The sequence below is a fragment of the Paeniglutamicibacter terrestris genome (genome assembly GCF_012271785.1).
Lineage (GTDB): Bacteria > Actinomycetota > Actinomycetes > Actinomycetales > Micrococcaceae > Paeniglutamicibacter > Paeniglutamicibacter terrestris.
Genome location: NZ_JAAWVT010000006.1, coordinates 95,968 through 118,696, shown reverse-complemented (window position 1 = coordinate 118,696; position 22,729 = coordinate 95,968). Strand labels below are relative to the sequence as shown.

The window sequence follows — 22,729 nt, the reverse complement described above, 5'->3', positions numbered from 1 at the left end:
GGGAGGACGGCGACTTAGCGCTGGGCCATCAGTTTCATCACAATCGAGCATGATTTGTTAATTTCAAGAAGTCAATAGATTGTCAGGACAAATATTTTAATATAATTACAAGAACACGACAAATAAAGCCATTCACAAATGGGTGAACTAGCTCTATATTTGGATGCGAATTACGAGTTAGTTGCTATTCGCGGGCCTCGGCGGTGGAGCCACGGACAACAAGCTGCGGCTCCACGAGATTGATCACGGTATCTTGCTGACCGCCATCAAAGCGGGCCAACAGTGCTTTGGCTGCGCGGCGCCCAACCTCACCGTTTACTGCATCCACCGTCGTCAACCGCAAGAGATTAGAAGATGCCAATGGGGAATTGTCATACCCGATCAGGGAGACATCCCGGGGCACTTGCAGACCGGCGTCCTTAATCGCCGCCGCCGCTCCCATGGCCATCGAATCGTTGGCGGCAAAAACGGCTGTAATGCCCGGATGGGTCAAGAGCAGCTGCCGGGTAAAGCGAAATCCATCTTGCTCCGATGTGCCCCCATCGCCCACAATGACGGGAACAACACCTGCATTGCGCAGCGCCTCCCTAAATCCCTCACAGCGCTCACGAGCCGATCCACCACCGCCGGTGACATGGCCAATCTTCCGGTGTCCTAGCCCCAAGAGGTGATTGGCGGCCAACCCGCCTCCGAATCTGTCGTCACTCGTGGCAATGTCGGCCCCAGGGATTTGCTGAAGCCGGTTTCCGGCCAAGACTGCTGGAACCCCAATCCCCCGACCCATTTCATCGCTGGGCTCGGAGGCTACAACTATTCCGTCCACTCGCATCGCCAGAAAACCTTCCAACGGCGAGGCATCCACGTGGGAGTTGAACGATCTGTCGGCTACCGCCACCCGGATGCCGCGTTCGGCCAGAACCTCCTGCATGCCATGTAGAAAATCCACGAACCACAGGTTCCGGTAGTCATCGATGATGACTCCGATGGTGCCCGTGCGATTTCCTGCGAGCGCTGCCGCCGCTTGACTCGGTCGGTAGCCCAGCTCGGCAATCGCAGTTTCCACGGCGGTTCGGCGCTCGGCAGAGACGTTGGAAGACCCCCTTAAGACCAAGGAAACCAATGACTTGGATACTCCAGCTCGCGTGGCAACGTCGTAGATGGTGGGACGCGGAGCATCCGGAGAACGGGATGATGGGGATTTTTCAGCCACTTTCAAAACCTTCCAGAAAAAGATTGACAGGACATATGGACAACCGTAACGTTCTTATGGAGCGCTCCAATAGTCTAGAGCATCAGCACAACGATTGACCATCAACCTCCAATTTTTGCTTTCTAAAGGAGTCATCACATGTCGAATGAAATCAGGGTTGCCGTCATCGGCGCCGGCATGGCGGGCAAGGCCCACGCGGCCGCCTTCCGTAGCGCCTCCACCCTCTACTCGCCCGTCCTACCGCCCATCAAGCTCGTGTCGATTGCTGACATGAATCCCGAGTTCGGCTCCCTTGCTGCTCGCCGCTTTGGCTACGAACGCACTGACACTAGCTGGCAGGCCATTGCCGCGGCCGACGACATTGACGTTGTCAGCGTCGTGATCGCCAATTCGCTTCACCGCCAAGCCGTCGAGGGACTGCTTGCGGCAGGCAAGCATGTTTTGTGCGAAAAGCCGCTAAGCGACACCATGGAGGATGCCCGTGCCATGGCCGAACTTGCAGCCAATGCCCCCGGGATCGCCCGAGTCGGTTTCACCTTCCGCCGTACGCCGGGCATCGCCTATATCCGCGACCTGATCCGCAACGGAGTCTTGGGTAACGTCTTGCACTTCAGTGGCCGGTATTGGACGGACTACGGCTTCGACCCGGCAGCCCCCATGAGCTGGCGATACAAGGGCAGTGCCGGATCCGGAGCGCTGGCCGATGTGGGCAGCCATTTGACCTACGTTTCCGAATTCCTCTGCGGCGACATCACCGCAGTCAGCGGTGGTCGGCTGAGCACCGCCATCAAGGAACGCCCACTTCCCCTGGGCGCCGTCATGGGTCACGACCATGTAGCCGTCAGCGATACATTCGAGGCTGTTGAAAACGACGACTACGCTGCCTTCTCCGCTGAATTCGCCAACGGCGGTTCCGGCGGCTTCGAAGTCTCCCGTGTGGCCGCGGGGCATGCCAATTCGCTGATCTTCGAGGTCTTCTGCGCCAACGGCTCGGCACGCTTCGACCAGCGGCGCCCGTCGGAGATCCAGCTATTCCTGAACCAAGGCGACAGCGCACAGAACGGCTACCGTCAGGTCATTCTTGGCCCGGAGCACCCCTACCTGTCCGGTGGTCTGCCCATGGATGCACCGAGCGTCGGATTCGGCCAGAACGAGGCCTTTTCCTATCAGGCCCGTGCCTTCCTCGAAGAGGTTGCCGGTGTACCGGAAGCCGACTCGCTGCCGCGTTGCGCCACCTTCGATGAAGGCGTGCGCAACATGGAAATCTTGGACGCGGTGACGGCCTCGGCTCAGGCCAACGGAAAACTCATCACCCTCTAGTTGAACAGCGCAGACCGCAAAGCCGGGGCGACGAGCCCAAAGCACCAACAATCGTCGCCCCGGCTGCCCGCAACGCCACAGCGTCACAGCGTCACAACCACTGATCACCAAGGGAAAGGGTTGCCATCGAATGCATCATGACCCCGATATCCGCGTCGGCTTAGTCGGCTATGGCTGGGGCGGGCGCTACTTTCATGCGCCAGTCATTGAGGCCGCGGTCGGAGCCGTGCTGGCCGGAGTGGTGAGCACATCGGAGACACGACGGGTCGAACTGGGCGCCGATTTTCCCGAGGTTCCGATACACGATTCGCTTGAATCGCTGGTTGCAACCGGCGTCGACGCCCTAGTTCTTTCGGTTCCAGTTCCAGCACGGGAGTCCGTGGTCACGGCGGCCATGGAATTGTGCCCGCTAGTCATCTTGGACAAGCCATTTGCCACCGACGCCGCAGCAGCCATGGAACTGATCGCCGGAGCACGCGCTGCCGGATGCCGCTTGGGCGTTTATCAAAACCGGCGCTGGGACACTAACATCACCACGTTGCGATCGGTGCTCGCCGAGGACAAGCTCGGAACGATCCGTGGCTTTGAGTCGGTCTTCGACCAAGACGAACCTCGTTCGGTAGAATCCAGGACCAGCGGTGGAACCCTGCTCGATCTGGGTAGCCACCTGGTGGACCAAGCCCTGTGGCTCTTTGGCGGAGCAGCGCACGTCTCGGCGACCATGATCTGGACGGACACCTCGTGGGGAATCAACGATTCGGCTTTTACGCTGCGTATTGACCACTCCAATGGCGTCACCAGCTGGCTTTCGGCAGACAAACTGGCACCCCGGGCTAACCGGATGATCCGAACTCGGGGCGATGCTGGCACTCTCACACTGGCCGGTCGGGACATTCAGGCAGAGGCCCTGCTAAAGGGACAACGACCCGCGCAGAGTCCCGCGGCCTGGGGAATTGACCCTACAGATGGTTTCCTCGTAGCCAATGGTCATATGGGCAAAGTGGCCTCAAGACAGGGCAGTTATCACCGGTTTTATGAGTTGCTGGCGGACGCCGTTCGCCACGAAAAGCCGCTGCCGGTGTGCGCCTGCCGAGCGGTGGCGACCATGCAGGTGCTGGATGCCGCACGTCTGAGTGCAGCACAAGATGGGCTAGAGATATCCGTCTTCGAAGCGGACATTGGCAGCTGTCGATGGTGTTGATCGTGTCTTGAAGGCAGGAAAGCTTCAACCAAACACCAACATCTAGACTGCTATGCTCATCTAAAGTTAGTATGTCTTATCAAACTTTTCCCACATGGCACTGGCAATCACACGGAGGAACCCCTTGAGCACGGACTTGAATATCCAGATCGACCGCTCGTCACCGGTTCCCCTTTATCATCAGATTGTCCAGGGCATCGAGGCCGCCATCCACGACGGAACCTTGGAATCGGGTAGCCGGCTGGAAAACGAAATTGATCTCGCGCAACGCCTGAACCTCTCCCGGCCCACGATGCGCAAGGCCATGGATGAGTTGGTCCGCTCGGGACTGCTCGTGCGCAAGCGCGGCGTGGGCACCCAGGTGGTATCAAGCCAGGTGCGCCGTCATTTGGAACTCTCCAGCCTCAATGACGACCTTGAGCGCTCAGGGAAGACGCCCACCACCGAGTCACTGAGCTTTAGCCACGGTCCGGCCGACAAACGCGTGGCCGAGCTGTTGCAATTGCCAGCGGGTGTGAATGTTTTCCACTTCACCAGGCTGCGCAGTGTGGATGGCAAGCCGTTGGCCCTGATGGAAAACTGGGTGCGCGACGACATTGTCAGCATTGACGAACAGGCCCTCAACGAGCGTGGTCTGTATCAGATTCTGCGTGACGCGGGCGTGAACTTCCGCCTGGCCAATCAGCGCATCGGCGCCATGGTCGCCAACGACTATCAGGCTCCATTGCTGAAGGTCGGCGAGGGATCGGCTCTGGTCACCATGGAACGTACCGCAGTGGATGATGCGGGGCGCAATGTGGAGACCGGTAGCCATGTCTACCGCGCCGATTCCTACAGTTTTGAAATGACTCTCGTCCAGCGCTAACGGCTCCGGACGCCAGCTACCTCGAAAGGAAAATACCTTGACAGATTGGGTTTATCCGGCAGGAACAGCCATTGACGGACCATGGACTACCTCCATCGGTGCTGCGGATTCAACACTGGTAGTCCCCGGCTGGGCGCACACCGGCATCAAGATTGCCGAGCTTAAAGCCGGCGAAGAATTATCTCTGCAGGCAGCGGCGGAAGAACGCATCATCATCCCGCTTCAAGGAGCTTTCACCGCGGTGGTCGACGGTGAGCATTATGCGCTGGCAGGGCGGCGGTCGGTCTTCGAGGGACCATCGGACGTGCTCTATACCGGTATTAACACGGCGGTGAGCGTTGCTTCACCCGCAGGAGGTCGCTTTGCAGTAGCCCTCGCCCCGGCCAAAGCGTCCTACCCAACTCGACTGATTACAGCGGCTCAGACGCCGGTTGAGCTTCGGGGAGCGGGCAACTGCTCTCGGCAAGTCCACAATTTCGGCACTCCCGCCGCGCTGGAAGCCGACCGCTTTATTGTCTGTGAGGTCATCACCCCGGCGGGCAATTGGTCCTCCTACCCGCCGCACAAGCATGACGAAGAAAAGGACGGGGAAACCAATCTCGAGGAGATCTACTACTTCGAGACCCGGGTCGCGCAAGATTCGCGGGCTCCGGAACCCTCCGATCCGATCGGTTATGCCCGGGTTTATGCATCGGACCAGCGTCCCATCGATGTGACCGCCGAGGTGCGCACCGGTGACGTCGTCTTGGTTCCCTACGGTTGGCATGGACCCGCCATGGCCGCACCGGGCTACGACTTGTATTACCTCAACGTCATGGCCGGACCGGGTCGCGTACGAGAGTGGCTGATCAGCGATGACCCGCACCACGGCTGGGTTCGCGAGACGTGGGACAAAGCTACGATCGACCCACGGTTGCCCTTCACACCCTAGGCACAGGTACTAAAGGAGCCGGTTCACCCATCTCGGGGAAACCGGCTCCTTGTAGTAGGTCCCGCCCTGCGAAAGAGGGTCACCTGGGAATTTTCAAATCACGGGGAATGCACTGTATCCCAACATGGCCTGCCCCTTCCAACAACCCGTCGGGAGCTTTCTCGGCCGATTCAGGCCATGAGACGTGGCCGATTCACAAGCAGGACGATGTTCCTCAAGCCACTTCGGGGGCCAAAACGATGTCGAATCGCACCCTCGACCAGTCGCTATCAGCGAGTTCGCGTCCGTCGGGCGCCGGCGTTCCCGGGAGTTGGTGCGCAAAGTCCTTGACGAGGCTGTCCTTGACGCCAAATACAGTGTCGGACTTGATCAGTTCGTCACCTCGCACGAAAATATGCGTCACCAAGGTGCGGAACCCTGGGGCAGTCACCATGAAGTGAAGGTGTGATGCCCGCATAGGCGACCGGCCGGTGGTTTCCAACATCTTGCCGACCGGGCCGTCGTGTGGAATCGGGTACGGGGTTGGCGTCAGACCCCAGAAGTTGTAGCTTCCTGCGTCGTTGCTAAAGAGATGTGCCCGGCCCGATACCCGATCGTCGGTGTACTGGACATCGTAGAATCCGTCTTCATCGGCTTCCCACACCTCAATGCGTGCATTGGGAATGGGATTTCCCTCCACATCCTTGACGCTGCCTTCCACCCAGCAGGGCTGTCCGACACCGGCACCGGCAATGTCGCCGCCATTGGCGATGAAGGGTGCGTCGTCAACAAAGAACGGCCCGAAGACGGTGGCCTCGGTGGCGTTGCCCACGGCTTCGTTGTTGACGTTGATCGTCTGCATCGAAGCGCCCAGGACATCCGAGAGCAAGATGAACTCCTGGCGCCGGTCGTCGGTGATGTGACCGACGGCTGTGAGAAATTCAATGGACTTTTCCCACTCGGCTTCCGTGAGCCGGACCTCGCGGATGAAGGCGTGCAGGTGGCGCACCAGCGACTGCATCAAGCTCTTGGTCCGCGGCTCGGTGCATTGCTCGAAGGACCGAAGAACGTTTTCGATCAGTCGTGCTTCAACGTCGGACTGCGCCGGGGAAATTGCCGCCCGGCTGGCATCGTCCGCCGTACGCGATTCTTCAATTGAACTGCTCATGTTGTTTCCTCCTTGTGGTTGGTGGCCATGCACCAAAGATGTTTACGGTTGTGAAGCTTCGTCCAAAAGCTGCACTTCGCCTTCGGTCAGGGCCAGATGCATGTTGGCTACCAGTGGCTCGAGCTGTGCCACGGTGCGCGCACTGACAATCGGAGCCGTGACCCCGGTTTTCGCCCGCAGCCATGCCAAGGCAATCGGAGCGAAGGGGCACGCGCGGTCGGTCGATACCTGCGCGAGGGCACCCAGTACCTTTTCGCCGCGAGCCGTCAGGTACCGTTTAGCGTCGGCCGCCCGAACGCTGTCGACGTCGTGTGTGCTCCGGTACTTCCCGGTCAGGAATCCGTGGGCGAGCGAATAGTAGGGATAGACCTCAAGGGAGTGTTTTTCCGCCAGCGGCAGGAGCGATGCCTCGACGTCGCGTTCCATGAGGTTATATTGGGGTTCGAGAGCCACGGGAAGGTGGAAGCCTTCGCGTTCGCTGATCTCAAGCCACTGGGTGATCCGCTCCGGTGAATAGTTGGAGATGCCGATCGAGCGAATCTTACCCCGGTCCACCAGCCCCGACATTGCCTCGATGCTCTCCACCAGCGGGGTGGAAGGATCATCAAAATGCGCGTAGTAGATGTCGAGGTAATCGAGCCCCAGTCTGGTCAACGAACCGTCCACGGCTGCGTTGATTGTCGACGGAGCCATCCCCGAGAGCTGCGGATGGTGGCTGACCTTGGAGGCCACCAAAATCCCGTCCCGGACATCACGCCGCGCCAGCCACGACCCGATGATGGTTTCAGCCTCGCCGCCCGAGTTCCCTTCGGCCCAGAAGGAGTACGAGTCAGCGGTGTCAATGAAGTTTCCACCCGCCGCCACATACCCATCGAGGATCCTGTGGGAAACCTCAACATCGGCGGTCCAGCCGAAGACATTGGTGCCAAGCACCATCGGCGCTACCTTGATTTGTTGTGAAACTGCTAGCTGCGAAGGCATGATCAAACTCCAGAACGTACGGGTGCGCGCCAGGTGCGCACCGGGGATGCGAGAGCTGCAGCGTCCCGATCTGAACGCCGCGCGGGCATGTGGTTAAGCCGAAGGATTTTCACGTGGTTTGTCTCCTGCCCAGGCATCACGAAGAATCCCTCGAACCGCGGCCAGATCGATGGGTCGGGGATTGCCATAGGAGTAGCTGGTGACTTGTTCGGCAATCCGCTCGATGTCTTCCTCCAGCATTCCCAACTCGGCCAGCGAGCGCGGGGCCCCGAGTTCCTGGGCCAGCTCCCACAGTTTTAATGCCGGATCGTCCACGTCCCCTAGGGCCCGGGACAGTGCCGACTTTGCCGCCGGGGCAGCTGGCTGGTTGAATGCCAACGCGTAGGGCAGGACAACCGTGTGGGTCTGGGCATGGGGAAGGTTCAAGGTTCCACCCAGTGCGTGGCAGAGCTTGTGGTGAAGTGACATCGTCGTCGCCCCGAGGCAAGCGCCGCAGAGCCACGCCCCGTACAGGGCGTTGCTCCGGGCTTCCAGGTCGGTGGGGTTCTCCACAATGGACGGCAGTGCCGCGACAAGGGCGCGGACCCCGTCCTCGGCCATCAGGGAAATGATGGGCGTCGCATCCGGCGCGTACAAGGCTTCGACCGCGTGCGCAATGGCATTGATGCCGCTGGTCACCGACATCGCTGCCGGTAATGTCGCACTCAGTTCCGGGTCGTAGACGACGCTGCGGGGAAGCACCCGAGGATCCCTGCCGGTCTCCTTCCGTCCGTTGGTCGTCAGACCCCAGACGGGGGTCATTTCCGAACCCGCATAGGTCGTGGGCACGGCAACAATCGGCAGGTTGTGATTCAGTGCGATCGCCTTGCCCAGGCCGATGGCCGAGCCGCCGCCAACGGTGACGCACCCGTCGGCCCCTACCCGTGCGGCCTCGTCGCTGGCGCGTTGCGCAGCTTCGGCGGGCACGTGCATCACCGCTTCGGCCAAGACTCCGACCGCACGTGCACCAAGGATTCCGGCAATTTGGTCGCCGGTGTCCTGCTGTTCGGGTGAGCACAGGACCAGGACCCGCTTCAGTCCAAGGTGGTCAAGCTCGGCGGGCAGCTCTGCCAGGGAACCCGCTCCGAACCGGACTCGCATGGGAAGTGCGTCGTAGGTGAATTGCTTGGTCATTGAATGGACTCCTCCGTGGGATGTTTCGTGTGCAAGATGGTTTTTCGTTCCACCGTCAGTGGTATTCCGGAATTGTTGTTCGAAGGCCTAGTGGGCACCGGCGCGGCGCTTGTTCCAGATGTCGAAGGCTACGGCGAGCAGGAGCACCAGGCCCTTGACCACCGACTGCAGGGACTGGTCGATGCCCATCAGCTGCATGCCGTTGCTCATGACCGCCATGATCAGGCCACCGGCCATGGCCCCTACGACCTTGCCAACGCCTCCGGTGACCGCCGCGCCGCCGATGAAGGCCGCCGCGATGGCATCGAGTTCAAACATGTTCCCGGCACCCGGCTGGGCACCATTGGTGCGTGAGGAAAAGACGATGCCAGCCACGGCCGAGAGCAGGCCCATGTTGACGAAGATCCAGAAGTTCACTGCACGGACCTTGACGCCCGAGAGCGAGGCGGCGGCCAGGTTGCCTCCAATGGCGTAGATCTGGCGGCCGAACACGGTGTGCTGCATCATCACGGTGTAGGCCATGATCAACACGGCCAGCATGATCAACACGACAGGCAACCCGCGGGCCGAGGCCAGCTTCCAGGCGAATGCCATCACGAGCACGCCCACGGCCAGGATTTTGAGGGCAAACAGCGAAAGTGGCGGGACCGGCTGGTGGTAACCCATGCGGGCCTTGCGCGAGCGGTACTGGCTCATGGCAAACCCGACGACACCGAGCGCGAAGACAACCAAGGTGAATACGTCGTAGCCGTATCCGCCGAGCCATCCGTTGATGAATCCCGAGGCGATGACCCCGTATTCGTCAGGGAACGGCGACAGCGAGACATTGTCCAGGACGAAGAGGGTCAGTCCCCTGAATAGAAGCATGCCGGCAAGGGTCACAATGAAGGCTGGGATGCCGACGTAGGCAACCCAGAAACCATGCCAGGCACCGATCAACAGTCCGGTGGCCAGCGCCGCCAGGACACCGACCCACCAGGGCAGGTCGTATTTGATGACCGTGATCGCCGATATCGCTCCCGTCAGGGCCACGACGGAGCCGACCGACAGGTCGATGTGCCCGGCGATGATCACGATGACCATGCCGATGGCCAGAACCAGGATGTAGGAGTACTGCAAGACGATGTTGGTAACGTTTCCGGCCGACAACGAAGCCCCGCCGGTAATGAGGGCGAACAAGGCAATCAGCGCCACGAGGGCGACGTAGATTCCACTGGTGCGCAGGTTCCGCGTCAGGGCAAGGCGCAGTTCGCCCAGGCCGTTTTTTTCGGGAGGCTGGGCGAGGGCGCCCTTGGGTCCGCGGGAGGCTGTGACAGTCATCCTATTGCTTCCTTTTCTTTGGTCATGAGAGTCATGAGTTTTTCTTCATTCGCTTCCGCCACCGGAAGTTCACCGGTGATCCGCCCACCGGAGAGCGCGTAGATCCGGTCACAGGTGCCCAGCAGCTCCAACAGGTCCGAGGAAATCACCACGACGGCCTTGCCCGATTCCACGAACTCGTTGATCAGGGTATAGATCTCGAACTTTGCCCCGACATCGATCCCTCGGGTGGGTTCATCGATGATCAGCACGTCGGGGCCAGTCAGCAACCACTTGGACAGGACGACCTTCTGTTGGTTGCCGCCGGAGAGCTTGCCCACCACCGACTGGACGCTCGGGGCCTTGATCCGCATAGAATCCATCGAGTGCCTAGCCAGCTTCGCTTCCAGGTTCGCATCCACGAAGCCCCACTTGGCCAGCTTCGGCAGCGCCGCTCCGGAGACGTTGCGCGTGATCGTATCGAGCAGGTTCAAGCCCAGTTGTTTCCGGTCCTCGGTCACATACGCCAGTCCGTGCCCGATCGCCTCGGCAACCGTGCGGGGAGCAACCGGTTTGCCGTGTATCAGCGTCCGTCCCGAGACGAATCGGCCGTAGGACCGCCCGAAGAGGCTCATGGCCATTTCGGTGCGCCCGGCACCCATAAGGCCAGCGATGCCCACGACTTCGCCGGCACGCACCTCGAACGAGGCACCGTCAACCACGAGCCGGTCCTGTTGCGGGTGGCGCACCGTCCAGTCCCGAACCTCCAGCACCACCTCGCCGGGGGTCGGGTTCCGTTCCGGGTAAAAGGACTCGAGATCCCGGCCCACCATGCTGCGCACAATGCGGTCCACATTTACGTCGGGTGCCACCATGTCCAGGGTTTCAACGGTCTGCCCGTCACGGATCACGGTTGTGCGGTTGGCTGTCGCCTCGATCTCATTAAGCTTGTGCGAAATGATGATGGAGGTGATGCCGCGCTCCTGCAGTGCGCGCACGAGGTCGAGCAGGTGGGCGGAGTCGTTGTCGTTCAGGGCAGCGGTCGGCTCATCAAGAATCAGCAGTTTCACGTCTTTGGCCAGCGCTTTGGCAATCTCCACCAGCTGCTGCTTTCCCACACCAAGTTGGCCGACCGGGGTCGTGGGTTCCTCGCCCAGGCCCACCGCATTCAGCAGCTCCGCGGCTTCGGCCTGGGTTTTGTGCCAGTCAATCAGCCCTCCGCGGCCCCGGCGTTCATTGCCCAGGAAGATGTTCTCGGCGATGGACAAGTGCGGAACCAGCGCCAATTCCTGGTGGATGATCACGATGCCGGCGCGCTCGGAATCGCGAATTCCGGAGAATTCGCAGGTCTTGCCCTCAAAGAGGATTTCACCCCCGTAGCTGCCATGGGGGTAGACACCCGAGAGCACCTTCATCAGCGTGGACTTGCCCGCGCCGTTTTCACCGCAAATGGCGTGCACTTCTCCACGCTCCGCGGAGAAGGTGACATCAGCCAGCGCCTTCACACCGGGAAAACTCTTGGTGATGGAACGCATTTCCAGAATGTAATCAGGCATCGTGCAGTCCTATCGATTCTCTAGTAATTGGGTGGGTCCTGTGGATGAACGCGGGAAGCCGTCAGAGTCTGCCCGTCTTGATCTGCTCCGCGGTGTAGTAGTCCGAGTCCACCAGGAGCTTCTTGATGTTGTCTTTGAAGACCACTTCGATCGGCATGAGGAAGGAGGGGACCACTTCGGCACCGTTGTCATACGACGTCGAGTCGTTGACATCCGGTTCCTTGCCGTTGAGCAGATTCTCGGTCGCCTTGACGGCCTGGGCCGCGAGCAGCTTGGTGTTCTTGAAAACCGTTGCGTACTGGACATCGTCGTTGATCAGCTTGATCGACGCGATCTCCGCGTCTTGGCCGGTGGTAATCGGCATGGGATGTGCGCCAGTGCCGTGCTTCGGTCCGTAACCGGAGTTGCCCAGAGCAGTGATTGCGCCGCGGGCGACGCTGTCGTTGGGGGTCAGAACCGCATCAAGGGAGGTTCCGTCGGAATAGCTGGACGTGATCAAGTTGTCCATGCGGGACTGGGCTTCCTGCTGCGACCAATCCTTCGTGGCAATTTGCGAAAGCTTCGTCTGGCCCGACGTGATCACGATTGTGCCGTCGTCAATGTATTTCTGTAGCACGGACATGCCCCCGTCGTAGACGAAGGTTGCGTTGTTGTCGTCGAGCGATCCGCCGAAGAGCTCGACGTTGAACGGGCCCTTGGCCTTGCCTTCCGACCCGTCCTCGTTCAGGATGCCTAGGCCGGTCAACAACGCCTTGCCTTGTTCCGCACCTACCTTGTAGTTGTCAAAGGTGACGTAGAGGTCAACATCCGGGCTGTTGCGGATCAACCGGTCGTAGGAAATGATGGGGATCTCGGCATTTACCGCCGCCTGTAGCTGCGGCGCCAGGGCCGTGCCGTCAAGAGGGGCAAGGATCAGCAGATCGGCACCGCGCGTGATCATCTGGTCCACCTGCTGCTGCTGCGTGGGAATGTCGTTGTTCGCGTACTGCAGGTCCACTTGGTAGCCAAGGTCCTCCAGCCCCTTCTGGATGGCCCGCCCATCGGTGATCCAGCGCTCCTCATCTTGGCTGGTCAGCGACACCCCGATTCTGATGTCAGTGGGTTCCTGGCTCTGCCCATTCGTCGATCCGCCCGTGGCACCCGGCCCGCCACAACTTGAAACCAGCAAGGTTGCGGCCATTGCGGCACCAGCCAGAAAGATTCGTCTTTGCATGTCTTCTCCCGAAGTTGAAACGAGCTGCTTGTCGTATGTGCGCTGTCTTCGGTTTTCTCTGGTGCGAGCTACCGACGTCTAGTGTCATAGAATGGACAACGTGTTCAGACAGTATCACATGATCCAAATCACTGCGAGACTGGTTAACTGAACCCAGTGCCAAGATTTTCCCTTTCGTCGGGAACAGGCAAAACTGGACTAATCGCCGCCGCAGGAATGGGTAAGCCGTGAATGGACAAGTCAAGGAGTAAAAAATGAAACCCGCAGCGAATGTAATCCAGCTGGTCGCGAAGGCAACTCAGGTCATCGATGAAATATCTACCCTCGGGCCATCAACGTCGGCGGAATTGGCCAAGGCCGTGGAGGAACCACGCCCCTCGGTGTATCGGATCGTTTCCGCCTTGGAACAGCCGGGGCTGGTCCGACGCTCCGAAGACGGCCGCATTGAACTCGGGACACAGATCCTGCACCTCGGGGAGGCCGCGGCCGATGCAATCATTGACCGAAACGTTCTGGCCGGGCAGCTTGCCGCCGTCCAGCGCCAGCTGGGGCTCACGGCATCCTTCTGGATCCCCCGCAACGAGACCGCGGTATGCCTAGAGCAGGTCGACGCCACCGATGTCGACCTATTCGAGCTTTCTTCCGGGCGCATTCTGCCCATGCACGCCGGCGCAGCCTCCCATGTACTGCTCGCCTTCCAGCCCGAGGAAGTCCAGGAAAGGGTGCTAGGCGCAGCACCGTACGAGAAGCTGTCCTCAAGGACACCGATTGACGCTGACACTTTGCGGAATCACCTCGAGGAAACCAGGCGCCAAGGCTGGCGACTGGAGGTCAATGAAGTCGTTGACGGGATTGCGGCCATCAGCTTCCCGGTGCTAAATCCCGATGGCACGATATTCGGTTCACTCACGGCAGCCGGCCTCGTGGACCAAGTCTTGCTCCAGCAGGACGAGGCTAGGGACGTAATCGCCGAGGCCGCAAGGATCCTGACCGAGGCCATGGTGCATTTCACTCCAAAGCCAACCGCGCGCGTGCTCAGCACCACTACGAGCAACAGCTCATCGATCATTGCCAAAGCAAACGCTCTCATGGAAGCACTTGCCAACGAGCGCATCTCGACCTCCGCGCGACTGACCGAGCTTCTTGAGGAGCCGGTCAGTTCCGTCTATCGCATGCTCGCCACCCTCGCCGAGGCAGGCTGGGTTGAGCAACTGGGACCTCGCGGCGCCTTCCGGATCGGCAGCAAACTCATCTCACTGTCCGGCAAACTACTCAACGACCTGGACCTGCGCCGTGCAGCGGTTCCCGTCCTTCGTTCAATTCATGAAGCAACGGGCGAATCGGCCTTCATGTGCATCCGGCGAAATACTAGGGCTGTCTGCATCGAACGGGTAGACGGGAAGCGCGTGAACAGCCGCTTGCTGGCCCTGGGCGGTTCGCTGCCACTGCATACCGGCGCAGCCCCCCGTGCACTTTTGGCCTTTGAGGACCGGCAGACCTGGGAAGACTACGCGACCATCGTTTCGCAGAATGCCGACATCCAATTCGACGTGCGCGCTCGGACGAAGTTCTACTCGGATCTCGAGGCCATCCGCTCCGCGGGATACTCCTTGAGTGATGATGAGCTAACACCGGGCATCGCGGCAATCGGCGCCCCGATTTTTGACCACAAGGGGCACGTTGTCGCTTCCCTTTCCGTCAGCGGCCTGCGCGAAGGCATTCTTGCGGAACCGGAAGACGGTCACACCGTAATTGAACTTGCCCGGGAAGGAGCTCGCCACCTCTCGGAGTACCTCGGCGCCCAGGCCCCAGCCCCCGCGCGGCCCTGACCGCTTTCACCAGTTGGCCGATCCGTCCACTCCGTGACTTGACCCCTCTTGATGTGACATGCAATACTTTGGACACACTGTCCAATAGATGCGACTAGGTCGAAATAGACAACCTGGAATCCGCATGGGCATGACCGATCCGGATCCACGTGCCCTCGTACCAAACGAAAGCGCTCGGGAAACAGCTACAGGAGAAAACTCAATGAAACGTATCGTTGTGGGACTGCTTGGAATAACCCACCCGCATGCTTCCGCCCGCGTCAGGGCGCTGCGTGAAATTGAGAACGTGGAAGTGGTTGCCGCCGCCGATGAAGATCCGCGCCTGGGATACTTCGCCGAGAAATACGATGTTGAGCTTCGCGACATCGACGGGGTGCTCAACGACGAGCGGATCAACGCCGTCATGATCCACTCCAAGAGCAAGGACATGGTCCCCCACGCACTTCGCGCATTGGCTGCCGGCAAGTCAGTTGTCGTGGAAAAGCCAGGGGGCGGAACGGTTCTGGACCTTATGCAGCTTGCCGAGGCCGAACACCGGGTCCCCTCGACGCAGGTTGTCCAGGTGGGCTACAACGTACGACTTGCAGAGTCGATTACGCGGGCTAAGAAGCTCATCGACGATGGAGCCATCGGCGAGGTCGTCACCATTTCGGCCCGAGGCGCGGCAATGGTCGGCGAGCATGTCACCGACCACCTCAACCAACCGGCCGACATGGGCGGAGTCCTGTGGATCCTCGGTTGCCACATGCTTGATTCGCTGGTCCACATGTTTGGCGCACCGGAGTCCGTCAACGCCCGAGTGCACAAGTCCACGCGACTCTCCGACGAAAAAAGCCGGGAAGATTCCGCATCGGTGTTGCTGAACTACCCCGATATGTCAGCCACCTTCAGCTTCGACGGCCACGACAAACTCGAATGGTTCGAAAGCTCCCGCATCTTCGTCTACGGCACACGGGGAATGATCGAAATCGGCATCCTTCCCCAACGCTTGCGCGTTTACTTGGACGAGGCCGCCGCAGGGCTGCCGGCGGGTTGGACCGAATGGACCGAAAGCTACTTCACCCCACCCTTCGCGCGGACCGAAGGCAACAAGTTCTCCGAACTTCCCGAACTGGAGAACATCAGCAACTTCCGCACCGAGATGCGTGGCTGGGTCGACAGCATTCGCACCGGTGCACCCAACGTGGCCCCGGTGTCCGATGCCCTGACCGTGGCCCGCATTGTTGATGCCTGCTACCGCTCGAGCAACAACGCCGGAGGCATGGCCAACATCGTCGAACCAACACTCATTGAGGTGCCATGAACATGCAGAACACTGACCCCGTCAAACCATCTCCGGAACTGATTGCCACGTGCTGGACCAGCGCCGGGAATGCCGCGCCGCTTAGTGCCACAGAGCGCAGCCCACTAACCATTGCGGAACGCATCGCCGCAGTCGCCTCCACCGGTTGGGCCGGCATCGGCCTGGTCCATGACGATCTGCTGGCAGCCCGCGACACGATCGGCTACGAAGAGCTGGGACGGCAGATCCGCGGCGCCGGAATCAACATCATCGAAGTCGAGTTCATCAACGGTTGGTGGTCCACCGGGGCAGAGCGCAAGACCGCGGATAAGGTCCAGGCCGAGCTTTTCGAGGCAGCCAACCTGCTGGGTGCCAGACACATCAAGGTGGGAGCAGGCAACGCCGATGAGCCACTGCCCAACGCATTGATGACCAGCGCCTTCTCCGATCTCGCTGACGAAGCTGCCGATGCCGGCATCCGGTTAGCCCTGGAGGCCACCCCGTTCTCTAACCTGCGCACCACCGCCGAGGCGATCCAGGTGGTGACCGCGTCGGACAGCCCCTCGGCCGGGCTGATGATCGATATCTGGCACACCGCCAAATCGGGGCTGTCGCACGAGGAACTCTGGCAGATCACCCCGATGGACCGCGTGTTCGCCGTGGAAATCGACGACGGGTTCCACAAGACCGAAGGGACCTTGTTCGAGGACACCATCAACAATCGCGCTTACTGCGGCCACGGCGAATTCGCCACCTCAACATTCGTCAGGCTGGCCATTGAGGCCGGGTACCAGGGACCGTGGGGAGTGGAGATCATTTCCCGCGAGCACCGGGCAACACCCCTGCATGAAGGACTCCGGCGGGCCTTCGACACCGCCATCGCTTCTTTCCCCGGCTAGGCCCCAGCAACCACCCCATGCCCTAGGCACAAAACCCTCCAGGTGCAGCACACTTGCCGCCCTAGACAGCCGTGAATACGGATTCCCCATTCTTGAAAGGACTACACCCTATGACTTCACCTCGCCCGTTGCGCATGGCACTTTTCGGCTCAGGCCGGATTGGTCAAGTACACGCCCGCAACCTTGCCGCTCACCCGGACATCGAGCTCGTTCTCATTGCCGACCCGTTTATTGATGGCGCCCGCAAACTTGCGGAACTGACCGGGGCCCGTGCGGTACAGGATCCGGAAGAAGTGTTTGCCGAGCCCGGCCTGGACGGAGTGATTATTGGATCACCGACCAACACCCACGTCGATCTCATCACCCGCGCCGCAGCCCATGGACTCGCCGTCCTGTGCGAAAAGCCCATCGATCTGGATCTGGCCACTGTCATGGAGTGTCGCGATAAGTTGAAGGACACGAACGTGCCCATCATGCTCGGCTTCAACCGGAGGTTTGACCCAAGCTTCGCATCCATCAACGCGCGCGTTGCCGCTGGCGAAATTGGATCGTTGGAACAGGTCACCATCATCAGCCGCGACCCGGCTCCGGCTCCCCGCGATTACATCGAAACCTCTGGCGGAATTTTCCGTGACATGACGATCCACGACCTGGACATGGCCCGTTTCTTCGTGGAGAACATTGTGGAGGTCACAGCAGTGGGCTCCAACCAGTTCAGCAGCGACATTGAGGAGCTGGGCGACTATGATTCCGTCGTTGTCACGTTGCGTGGCAGCCGTGGCGAGCTCATCACGATCACCAACTCCCGCCATTGCGCCTACGGGTACGATCAGCGGCTGGAAGCTTTCGGCTCCGAGGGAATGTTGGAAGCCAAAAACATCACACCGACCACGGTCCGCAAGTACGGAGCGGCCGGTACTGCCGAGGGCGAGGCTTACATGCCCTTCTTCCTGGAACGCTACACACAGGCCTACCAGCGTGAGCTGGATGCCTTTGCGCAAGCCATCCGCAATGGCGGCCCCTGCTCGCCTAGTTTCGACGACGGGGTTGCGGCCCTGGTACTGGCCGATGCGGCACTCGAGTCCGCGAAAACGGGCAAGACGGTGAAGGTCACCAAGCTTTCGTAACAACCGGCGGCGGAGAATAATCCCGACGTCTTTGACCTCGATAGGGGGTGGTTTTCTCCCAGCAATCCGCTGGGAGAAAACCACCCCCGTTTTTTGCCTTCCATGGTGCCGGGACGAGCCAAGGGGACAATGGCACTACGGAGGCTCACCGCTGCGCGCCGAGATGTTTTGGCCAGGGTCGCGCGCTGTCGGCACTCCACGGCGCTGCTGCGGAAACCACGGGGCGGTTCGGGGACCTATCGACGCACAACCGCGTGCTTGTCACCGAATGGTTCCGAGCATCAAGGCGAGTGCTCTTCCGTGCAGTGTCGAAGGCCTACCGATGTGGCCCTAGTGGCATGTTGTACGGGGTGATCACGTCAATGGGCGTGGGCGGCGGCGTCCACCCTCCGGGTAATGCCCCGTGGAAATGCATCAGCGCCCGGCAGGCCGAATGCATATCTCCCTGCAGCTTGTGGTGAAGGACCACGCTAAGGGTGCCGTCGGCGAGCAGCAGGGCATTTTCCGGGTTGAGGTCATGGCCGATGAACACCTTGGGCATGTGCCCGGCTTCCCGCCAGGCCCGGGCCAAGCCGGGGTTTCCACCGCCCGGTGAATACACGCCCGACAGGTCAGGATATTCGGCGAGCGCCGTGCGCATCAGCTCATAGGCGGTACTGTCCAAGCCATCAGAGGCAGGCAGGTAATGAACGTCCCTCCGCCCGCCCAGGGAACGCATCGTGGCGCGGAACCCCATCTCCCGCTCTTCCTCGCCCTGGAAGATCCCGCTGCTCAGTGTCACGGCCACCGATCCGTGGCATCCGACCAGCCATGAGTTCATCAGGTAGGCCGCGGTCGCACCGGCGGCTCTGTTGTCCATGCCGACATAGGCCAGACGGGGGCTGCGAGGAAGGTCGGTGACGAAGGTGACCACGGGGATCCCGGCCTGGAACAGGCGTTGGACAGCCGCGGCAATCTCCGGGGTGTCCGGAGCCTTGAGCAGAACCCCGTGCGAGCCGCGCCGAATGATGGCATCAAGCTCGAGCACTAGCGAACCTGCTGCCCAACGTTCGCGCATGTGGAAACGGGCACGGAATGCCGCCGGACGCAGCAACGGCAATTCGGCTTCAAGTGCACGACGGGCCGCCATGTGGAAGCGGGCCGGGGCATCCACCACCACGTCGATCATGAATTGACGGCCGGAGAGCTCAAGCTGCGTGCTTTGTGCTTCCAGATCGACAATTGCCTGCTTCACCTGCCCGATGGTTCCGGCACGGACGCCGGCTCTGGCGTGGATGACCCTGTCCACCGTGGCGTCGCTGACCCCCGCCTGCCGGGCAATTTCCCGGATGGAAAACCTATGCGCCACGATGATGCCCTCCTGAGGTGTTTTTGATGGACTCCACCCTAGTATCCCACCCCCGAATATTCGGAGAATGGTACGTAGCCGAAAGCCGAATCAGCCCGGACCACCACACCAAGACGTTGTGGTGCAGCTGACGTTTTCCTGAGGCGCCCAATTCCCACCGGACAGTTTTACGCACCGGTCTTCCGAAAGGACAATTTCCGTGACCATCACCCCGACCTACTCCTCCGCCGCCGCCAGCCGTTGGTTCCGCACCGAAGCCTGCAATCTGGAGGACTTCAAGCAGGTCGTGTCCGCGGCCACGCGGTTGGAAGACTACCCGTATGCCGATGCAGTGGAGCAGAACGTGCTCATTTACGGCCCGCGACTGCATTCCTACCTGGACGACCCGGCCGAGCGCACCGACGTCCAGGCCGAATTGGCCAAGGCGCTCACCGAGGGCCCGGGCATCGTGGTCTTCAAGGGCGCCTTCCCCGACACGTCCGTTGTGGACCGCGCCACTGCCGCCTTCGACAACCTCATCGCGGCCCAGAAGGCCGCAGGGGTCACCGGCGGGGACCACTTCGCCAAGCCCGGTGCCAACGACAGGGTCTGGGGCGCCCTAGACAAACTGGCCTTGGCCGACCCGGAGGTCTTCGCCGCCTACTATGCCTCGGATATTCTCGCCCTGGTGTCGGAGGCCTGGCTAGGACCCAACTACCAGGTGACCAGCCAGGTCAATGTGGTGAATCCCGGCGGCAGCGCCCAACGCGCGCACCGCGACTACCACCTGGGGTTCATGTCCGCAGAGCAGGCCGCTGCCTACCCTGCCCACGCCCATCTGCTCACCCCGGCGCTGACCCTGCAGGGGGCCGTCGCACATTGCGACATGCCCCTGGAATCGGGTCCCACTCTCTACCTACCGCACTCCCACAAGTACGCCCCGGGCTTCCTGGCCTTCCACCGGGAGGACTTCACCGAATACTTTCAGGCCAATTATGCCCAGCTACCTTTGTCCAAGGGGGACGCAGCGTTCTTCAACCCGGCGTTGTTCCATGGAGCCGGCACCAACGTTTCAGCCGACATCAAGCGCATGGCAAACCTGCTCCAGGTCTCCTCCGCCTTCGGACGGGCCATGGAAACGGTGGACCGCACGGCCATGAGCAAGGCCCTGTACCCGGTGCTGCTGGAACTCAAATCCGCGGGATCCTCGGAGGCCGCCCTGCACAACATCATTGCCGCCTCGGCGGAGGGCTATGCCTTCCCCACCAATCTGGATCTGGACCAGCCAATCGGAGGGCTCGCCCCGCAGTCGCAGGCCGAGCTGGTGGCCGAGCACCTCGCGCGCTCCGGATTCCCGGCCGAGCTCAACGACGCCTTAGACGCACAGGGAGCCCGGCGCCTGGGCACCGGGCTCCCTACGGCCTAGCTTGGGATTGCTGGCTTCAGGAGAAAGCGTTCCTGAAGCTGGCAAGGGCTTCCTCCGGATCCCCGGAGGCCCAGCCCTCGAGCCCCACGGGACCCGAGTAGCCCAGCGAGTGCAGCTCGGCCGCGATTGCCGGATAGTTGATCTCCCCCGTGCCGGGTTCGCAACGTCCCGGTACGTCGGCCACCTGGACCTCGCCGAGATGGGGCAGGGAATCGCGTAGTAGCTGGATGAGGTTACCCTCCCCGATCTGCGCGTGGTAGAGGTCAAGCATCATCTTCACATTGGGGTGCCCCACGCCGGCCACCAGCGCCAGGGTGTCCTTGGCCCGCCCCAGTGGAATCCCGGGGTGGTCCAGGATCGTGTTGAGGTTCTCGAGCACGAACACCACCCCGTGTTCCACGCCGAGCGCGCCGAGCTTCTCTAGGGTGCGCGAAGCGGTCAGCCACATTTGCCCGGTGGCGCGATGGCGCGGGTTCGCCGCCTGCCCGTCGATAAGTTCCGCGGGGTGGATGACCAGGCGTTTGATGCCCAGTTCCAGGGCCGTGGGGATCAGCTCCGCCGCGGTGCGCAGAACCTCCGCGCTTCCCTCCGGGTCCACGAGGCTTCCGGCGGAGTAACCGGTCATCGAGCCGAAGTTCGCGCCCGTCGCCTTCAGTGCAGCGAGGTCCTTGGTGCGCGAATCCCACATCTCGATCCCGAAACCTAACGCGTGGAGCTTCTTCACGCGTTCGACGAAGGGAAGCTCGAGGAACACCATTTCCGCACAGACCGCTAGTTCAAGGCTCAAAGGACACCGCCCATGGTTGCGCGCTCGAGCACAACGGGCGCACCGGTACGCACGGATTCGACACAAGCCAGGGCGATTTCCAGTGCGTCGATGGCTGCCTGCGCCCCGGGCGTGGGCACCGTCGGGGCCTCACCAAGGCCCTTGCGTGCGGCGATGATCCGGGCGAAGTGTGCCAGTTCGTCGCGGTAGGCCTGGGCGAAGAGCTCGGTGTTCACGCGCGAGGTGGGCGCCAGTGCCCCGGCCGCGGTGTAGCTGCCGCTGTGGAGCTGCACCGGGTTGCCGGCCACGGTCATTCCCGCGGAACCGAAGATTTCCCCGCGCACATCGTAGCCGTAGAGGGCGCTGAAGCTGGCCTCGGCCACCGCGATCGCCCCGTTGTCGTAGCGCAGCGTCACCACTGCGGTGTCCAGCAGGCCCGCCTCGCGGTAGCCGGGTTCAACCAGGGCATCGGCGATGGCACGCACCTCGGTCACCCTGGCACCCTCGTTGTACCAGTTCAGCGCGTCGAAATCGTGGATGAGGGTTTCGGTGAAGATGGTGTTGGGCTTGATGCGCTCTGCATTTGCGATGCCTTCGGCGACCCCCGGGTCGCGGGTCAGCGAGCGCATCAGCTGCACCTCGCCCAGGTCCCCGGCCTGGATGCGCTTCTTAGCCTCGGCGAAGTCGGAGGCGAAGCGCCGGTTGAAGCCGATCTGGAATTCGACGCCAGCACGTTCGACGGCGTCCAGGGCCGCGCGCAGTTCTTCGAGCCCGTGGCCGGCCGGCTTCTCACAGAAAATGTGTTTTCCTGCGGCCGCTGCCTGGATTATCAGTGCCGAATGGACGGCCGAGGGTGCCGCGATGAGCACACCGTCGATGTCAGGATCCGCGAAGAGATCGGCAGGGTCGGTGGTGTGCTTGGAAATGCCCAGCTCGGCGGCCAGTGCAGCCGCGGCTCCGGGAGCCGGATCGGCTAGAGCCTCGAGCCTCACCCCGGGCAGGTTGCCTGCCAGTGTACGGGCATGGAAGGCACCGATCCATCCGCAACCGATGACGGCAATGCGGATCGTTTCCTTGGCCGGGGGCAATTCAAGTGAGTATGACATTACGGGGTATCACCCTTCTCTTCTAGAACGTTCTAGTATCTGCTTTCCCGGCAACTATGCCACACTGTGAA

General features: G+C 61.3%; 19 protein-coding genes. 9 read left to right on the top strand and 10 right to left on the bottom strand.

Annotated features, from left to right (window positions below):
* Positions 1-184: 184 nt before the first annotated feature.
* Positions 185-1,210 carry a substrate-binding domain-containing protein gene (locus HED64_RS13110; protein ID WP_168152476.1) on the bottom strand — a complete coding sequence of 342 codons (1,026 nt, stop codon included), beginning with the start codon at positions 1,208-1,210 and terminating at the stop codon, positions 185-187.
* A 138-nt stretch (positions 1,211-1,348) separates the two neighbouring features.
* Here HED64_RS13110 and HED64_RS13105 point away from each other — a divergent pair, with 138 nt between their 5' ends.
* The 4 genes from HED64_RS13105 (at position 1,349) to iolB (ending at position 5,527) form a co-directional block, all read left to right on the top strand.
* Positions 1,349-2,530, top strand: a complete 1,182-nt coding sequence (locus tag HED64_RS13105; protein WP_168152475.1) for a Gfo/Idh/MocA family protein — start codon at positions 1,349-1,351, stop codon at positions 2,528-2,530.
* A 130-nt stretch (positions 2,531-2,660) separates the two neighbouring features.
* Complete coding sequence (locus HED64_RS13100; protein WP_168152474.1) at positions 2,661-3,731, top strand: Gfo/Idh/MocA family protein; 1,071 nt, start codon at positions 2,661-2,663, stop codon at positions 3,729-3,731.
* 124 nt (positions 3,732-3,855) lie between these two features.
* Positions 3,856-4,596 (top strand): GntR family transcriptional regulator, encoded by a 741-nt coding sequence (locus tag HED64_RS13095; protein ID WP_168152473.1) that lies wholly within the window; start codon positions 3,856-3,858, stop codon positions 4,594-4,596.
* A gap of 37 nt (positions 4,597-4,633) precedes the next feature.
* A complete protein-coding gene (gene iolB, locus HED64_RS13090; RefSeq protein WP_168152472.1) occupies positions 4,634-5,527 on the top strand; it encodes a 5-deoxy-glucuronate isomerase in 894 nt (297 codons plus the stop codon).
* A 214-nt stretch (positions 5,528-5,741) separates the two neighbouring features.
* On the opposite strand, the gene HED64_RS13085 is transcribed toward iolB, so the two are convergent.
* The 6 genes from HED64_RS13085 to HED64_RS13060 all read right to left on the bottom strand — a co-directional run bounded on the left by HED64_RS13085 (position 5,742) and on the right by HED64_RS13060 (position 12,896).
* Positions 5,742-6,674, bottom strand: coding sequence for an intradiol ring-cleavage dioxygenase (locus HED64_RS13085; RefSeq protein ID WP_168152471.1), 933 nt, complete (start codon positions 6,672-6,674; stop codon positions 5,742-5,744).
* Positions 6,675-6,716: 42 nt separating this feature from the next.
* A complete protein-coding gene (locus tag HED64_RS13080; RefSeq protein WP_168152470.1) occupies positions 6,717-7,655 on the bottom strand; it encodes an aldo/keto reductase in 939 nt (312 codons plus the stop codon).
* A 93-nt stretch (positions 7,656-7,748) separates the two neighbouring features.
* Complete coding sequence (locus tag HED64_RS13075) at positions 7,749-8,828, bottom strand: maleylacetate reductase (protein WP_168152469.1); 1,080 nt, start codon at positions 8,826-8,828, stop codon at positions 7,749-7,751.
* Positions 8,829-8,915: 87 nt separating this feature from the next.
* Positions 8,916-10,148, bottom strand: a complete 1,233-nt coding sequence (gene mmsB / locus HED64_RS13070; RefSeq protein ID WP_168152468.1) for a multiple monosaccharide ABC transporter permease — start codon at positions 10,146-10,148, stop codon at positions 8,916-8,918.
* On the bottom strand, positions 10,145-11,683 hold the full coding sequence (locus HED64_RS13065) for a sugar ABC transporter ATP-binding protein (RefSeq protein WP_168152467.1): 1,539 nt from the start codon (positions 11,681-11,683) through the stop codon (positions 10,145-10,147). Before HED64_RS13065 ends, mmsB begins: the two co-directional genes overlap by 4 nt.
* A gap of 61 nt (positions 11,684-11,744) precedes the next feature.
* Entirely contained in the window at positions 11,745-12,896 is a 1,152-nt protein-coding gene (locus HED64_RS13060; RefSeq protein WP_168152466.1) for a substrate-binding domain-containing protein, read from the bottom strand.
* Positions 12,897-13,150: 254 nt separating this feature from the next.
* Here HED64_RS13060 and HED64_RS13055 point away from each other — a divergent pair, with 254 nt between their 5' ends.
* From HED64_RS13055 to iolG, 4 genes are all read left to right on the top strand, one after another.
* Positions 13,151-14,725, top strand: coding sequence for an IclR family transcriptional regulator (locus HED64_RS13055; RefSeq protein ID WP_168152465.1), 1,575 nt, complete (start codon positions 13,151-13,153; stop codon positions 14,723-14,725).
* A gap of 202 nt (positions 14,726-14,927) precedes the next feature.
* Positions 14,928-16,028, top strand: a complete 1,101-nt coding sequence (locus HED64_RS13050) for a Gfo/Idh/MocA family protein (protein ID WP_168152464.1) — start codon at positions 14,928-14,930, stop codon at positions 16,026-16,028.
* Between the two features lie 2 nt (positions 16,029-16,030).
* On the top strand, positions 16,031-16,906 hold the full coding sequence (locus tag HED64_RS13045) for a sugar phosphate isomerase/epimerase family protein (RefSeq protein ID WP_210149680.1): 876 nt from the start codon (positions 16,031-16,033) through the stop codon (positions 16,904-16,906).
* A gap of 110 nt (positions 16,907-17,016) precedes the next feature.
* On the top strand, positions 17,017-18,033 hold the full coding sequence (iolG, locus tag HED64_RS13040) for an inositol 2-dehydrogenase (RefSeq protein WP_168152462.1): 1,017 nt from the start codon (positions 17,017-17,019) through the stop codon (positions 18,031-18,033).
* A gap of 316 nt (positions 18,034-18,349) precedes the next feature.
* Here the strand turns inward: iolG and HED64_RS13035 are convergent, their stop codons facing one another.
* Positions 18,350-19,381, bottom strand: coding sequence for a substrate-binding domain-containing protein (locus HED64_RS13035; protein WP_168152461.1), 1,032 nt, complete (start codon positions 19,379-19,381; stop codon positions 18,350-18,352).
* A gap of 199 nt (positions 19,382-19,580) precedes the next feature.
* Here HED64_RS13035 and HED64_RS13030 point away from each other — a divergent pair, with 199 nt between their 5' ends.
* Entirely contained in the window at positions 19,581-20,786 is a 1,206-nt protein-coding gene (locus HED64_RS13030) for a phytanoyl-CoA dioxygenase family protein (RefSeq protein ID WP_168152460.1), read from the top strand.
* Positions 20,787-20,802: 16 nt separating this feature from the next.
* Here the strand turns inward: HED64_RS13030 and HED64_RS13025 are convergent, their stop codons facing one another.
* Together HED64_RS13025 and HED64_RS13020 are read right to left on the bottom strand one after the other, a co-directional pair.
* Complete coding sequence (locus tag HED64_RS13025) at positions 20,803-21,573, bottom strand: TIM barrel protein (protein WP_168152458.1); 771 nt, start codon at positions 21,571-21,573, stop codon at positions 20,803-20,805.
* Positions 21,570-22,658, bottom strand: coding sequence for a Gfo/Idh/MocA family oxidoreductase (locus HED64_RS13020; protein WP_168152456.1), 1,089 nt, complete (start codon positions 22,656-22,658; stop codon positions 21,570-21,572). Before HED64_RS13020 ends, HED64_RS13025 begins: the two co-directional genes overlap by 4 nt.
* Between the last annotated feature and the right edge of the window lie 71 nt (positions 22,659-22,729).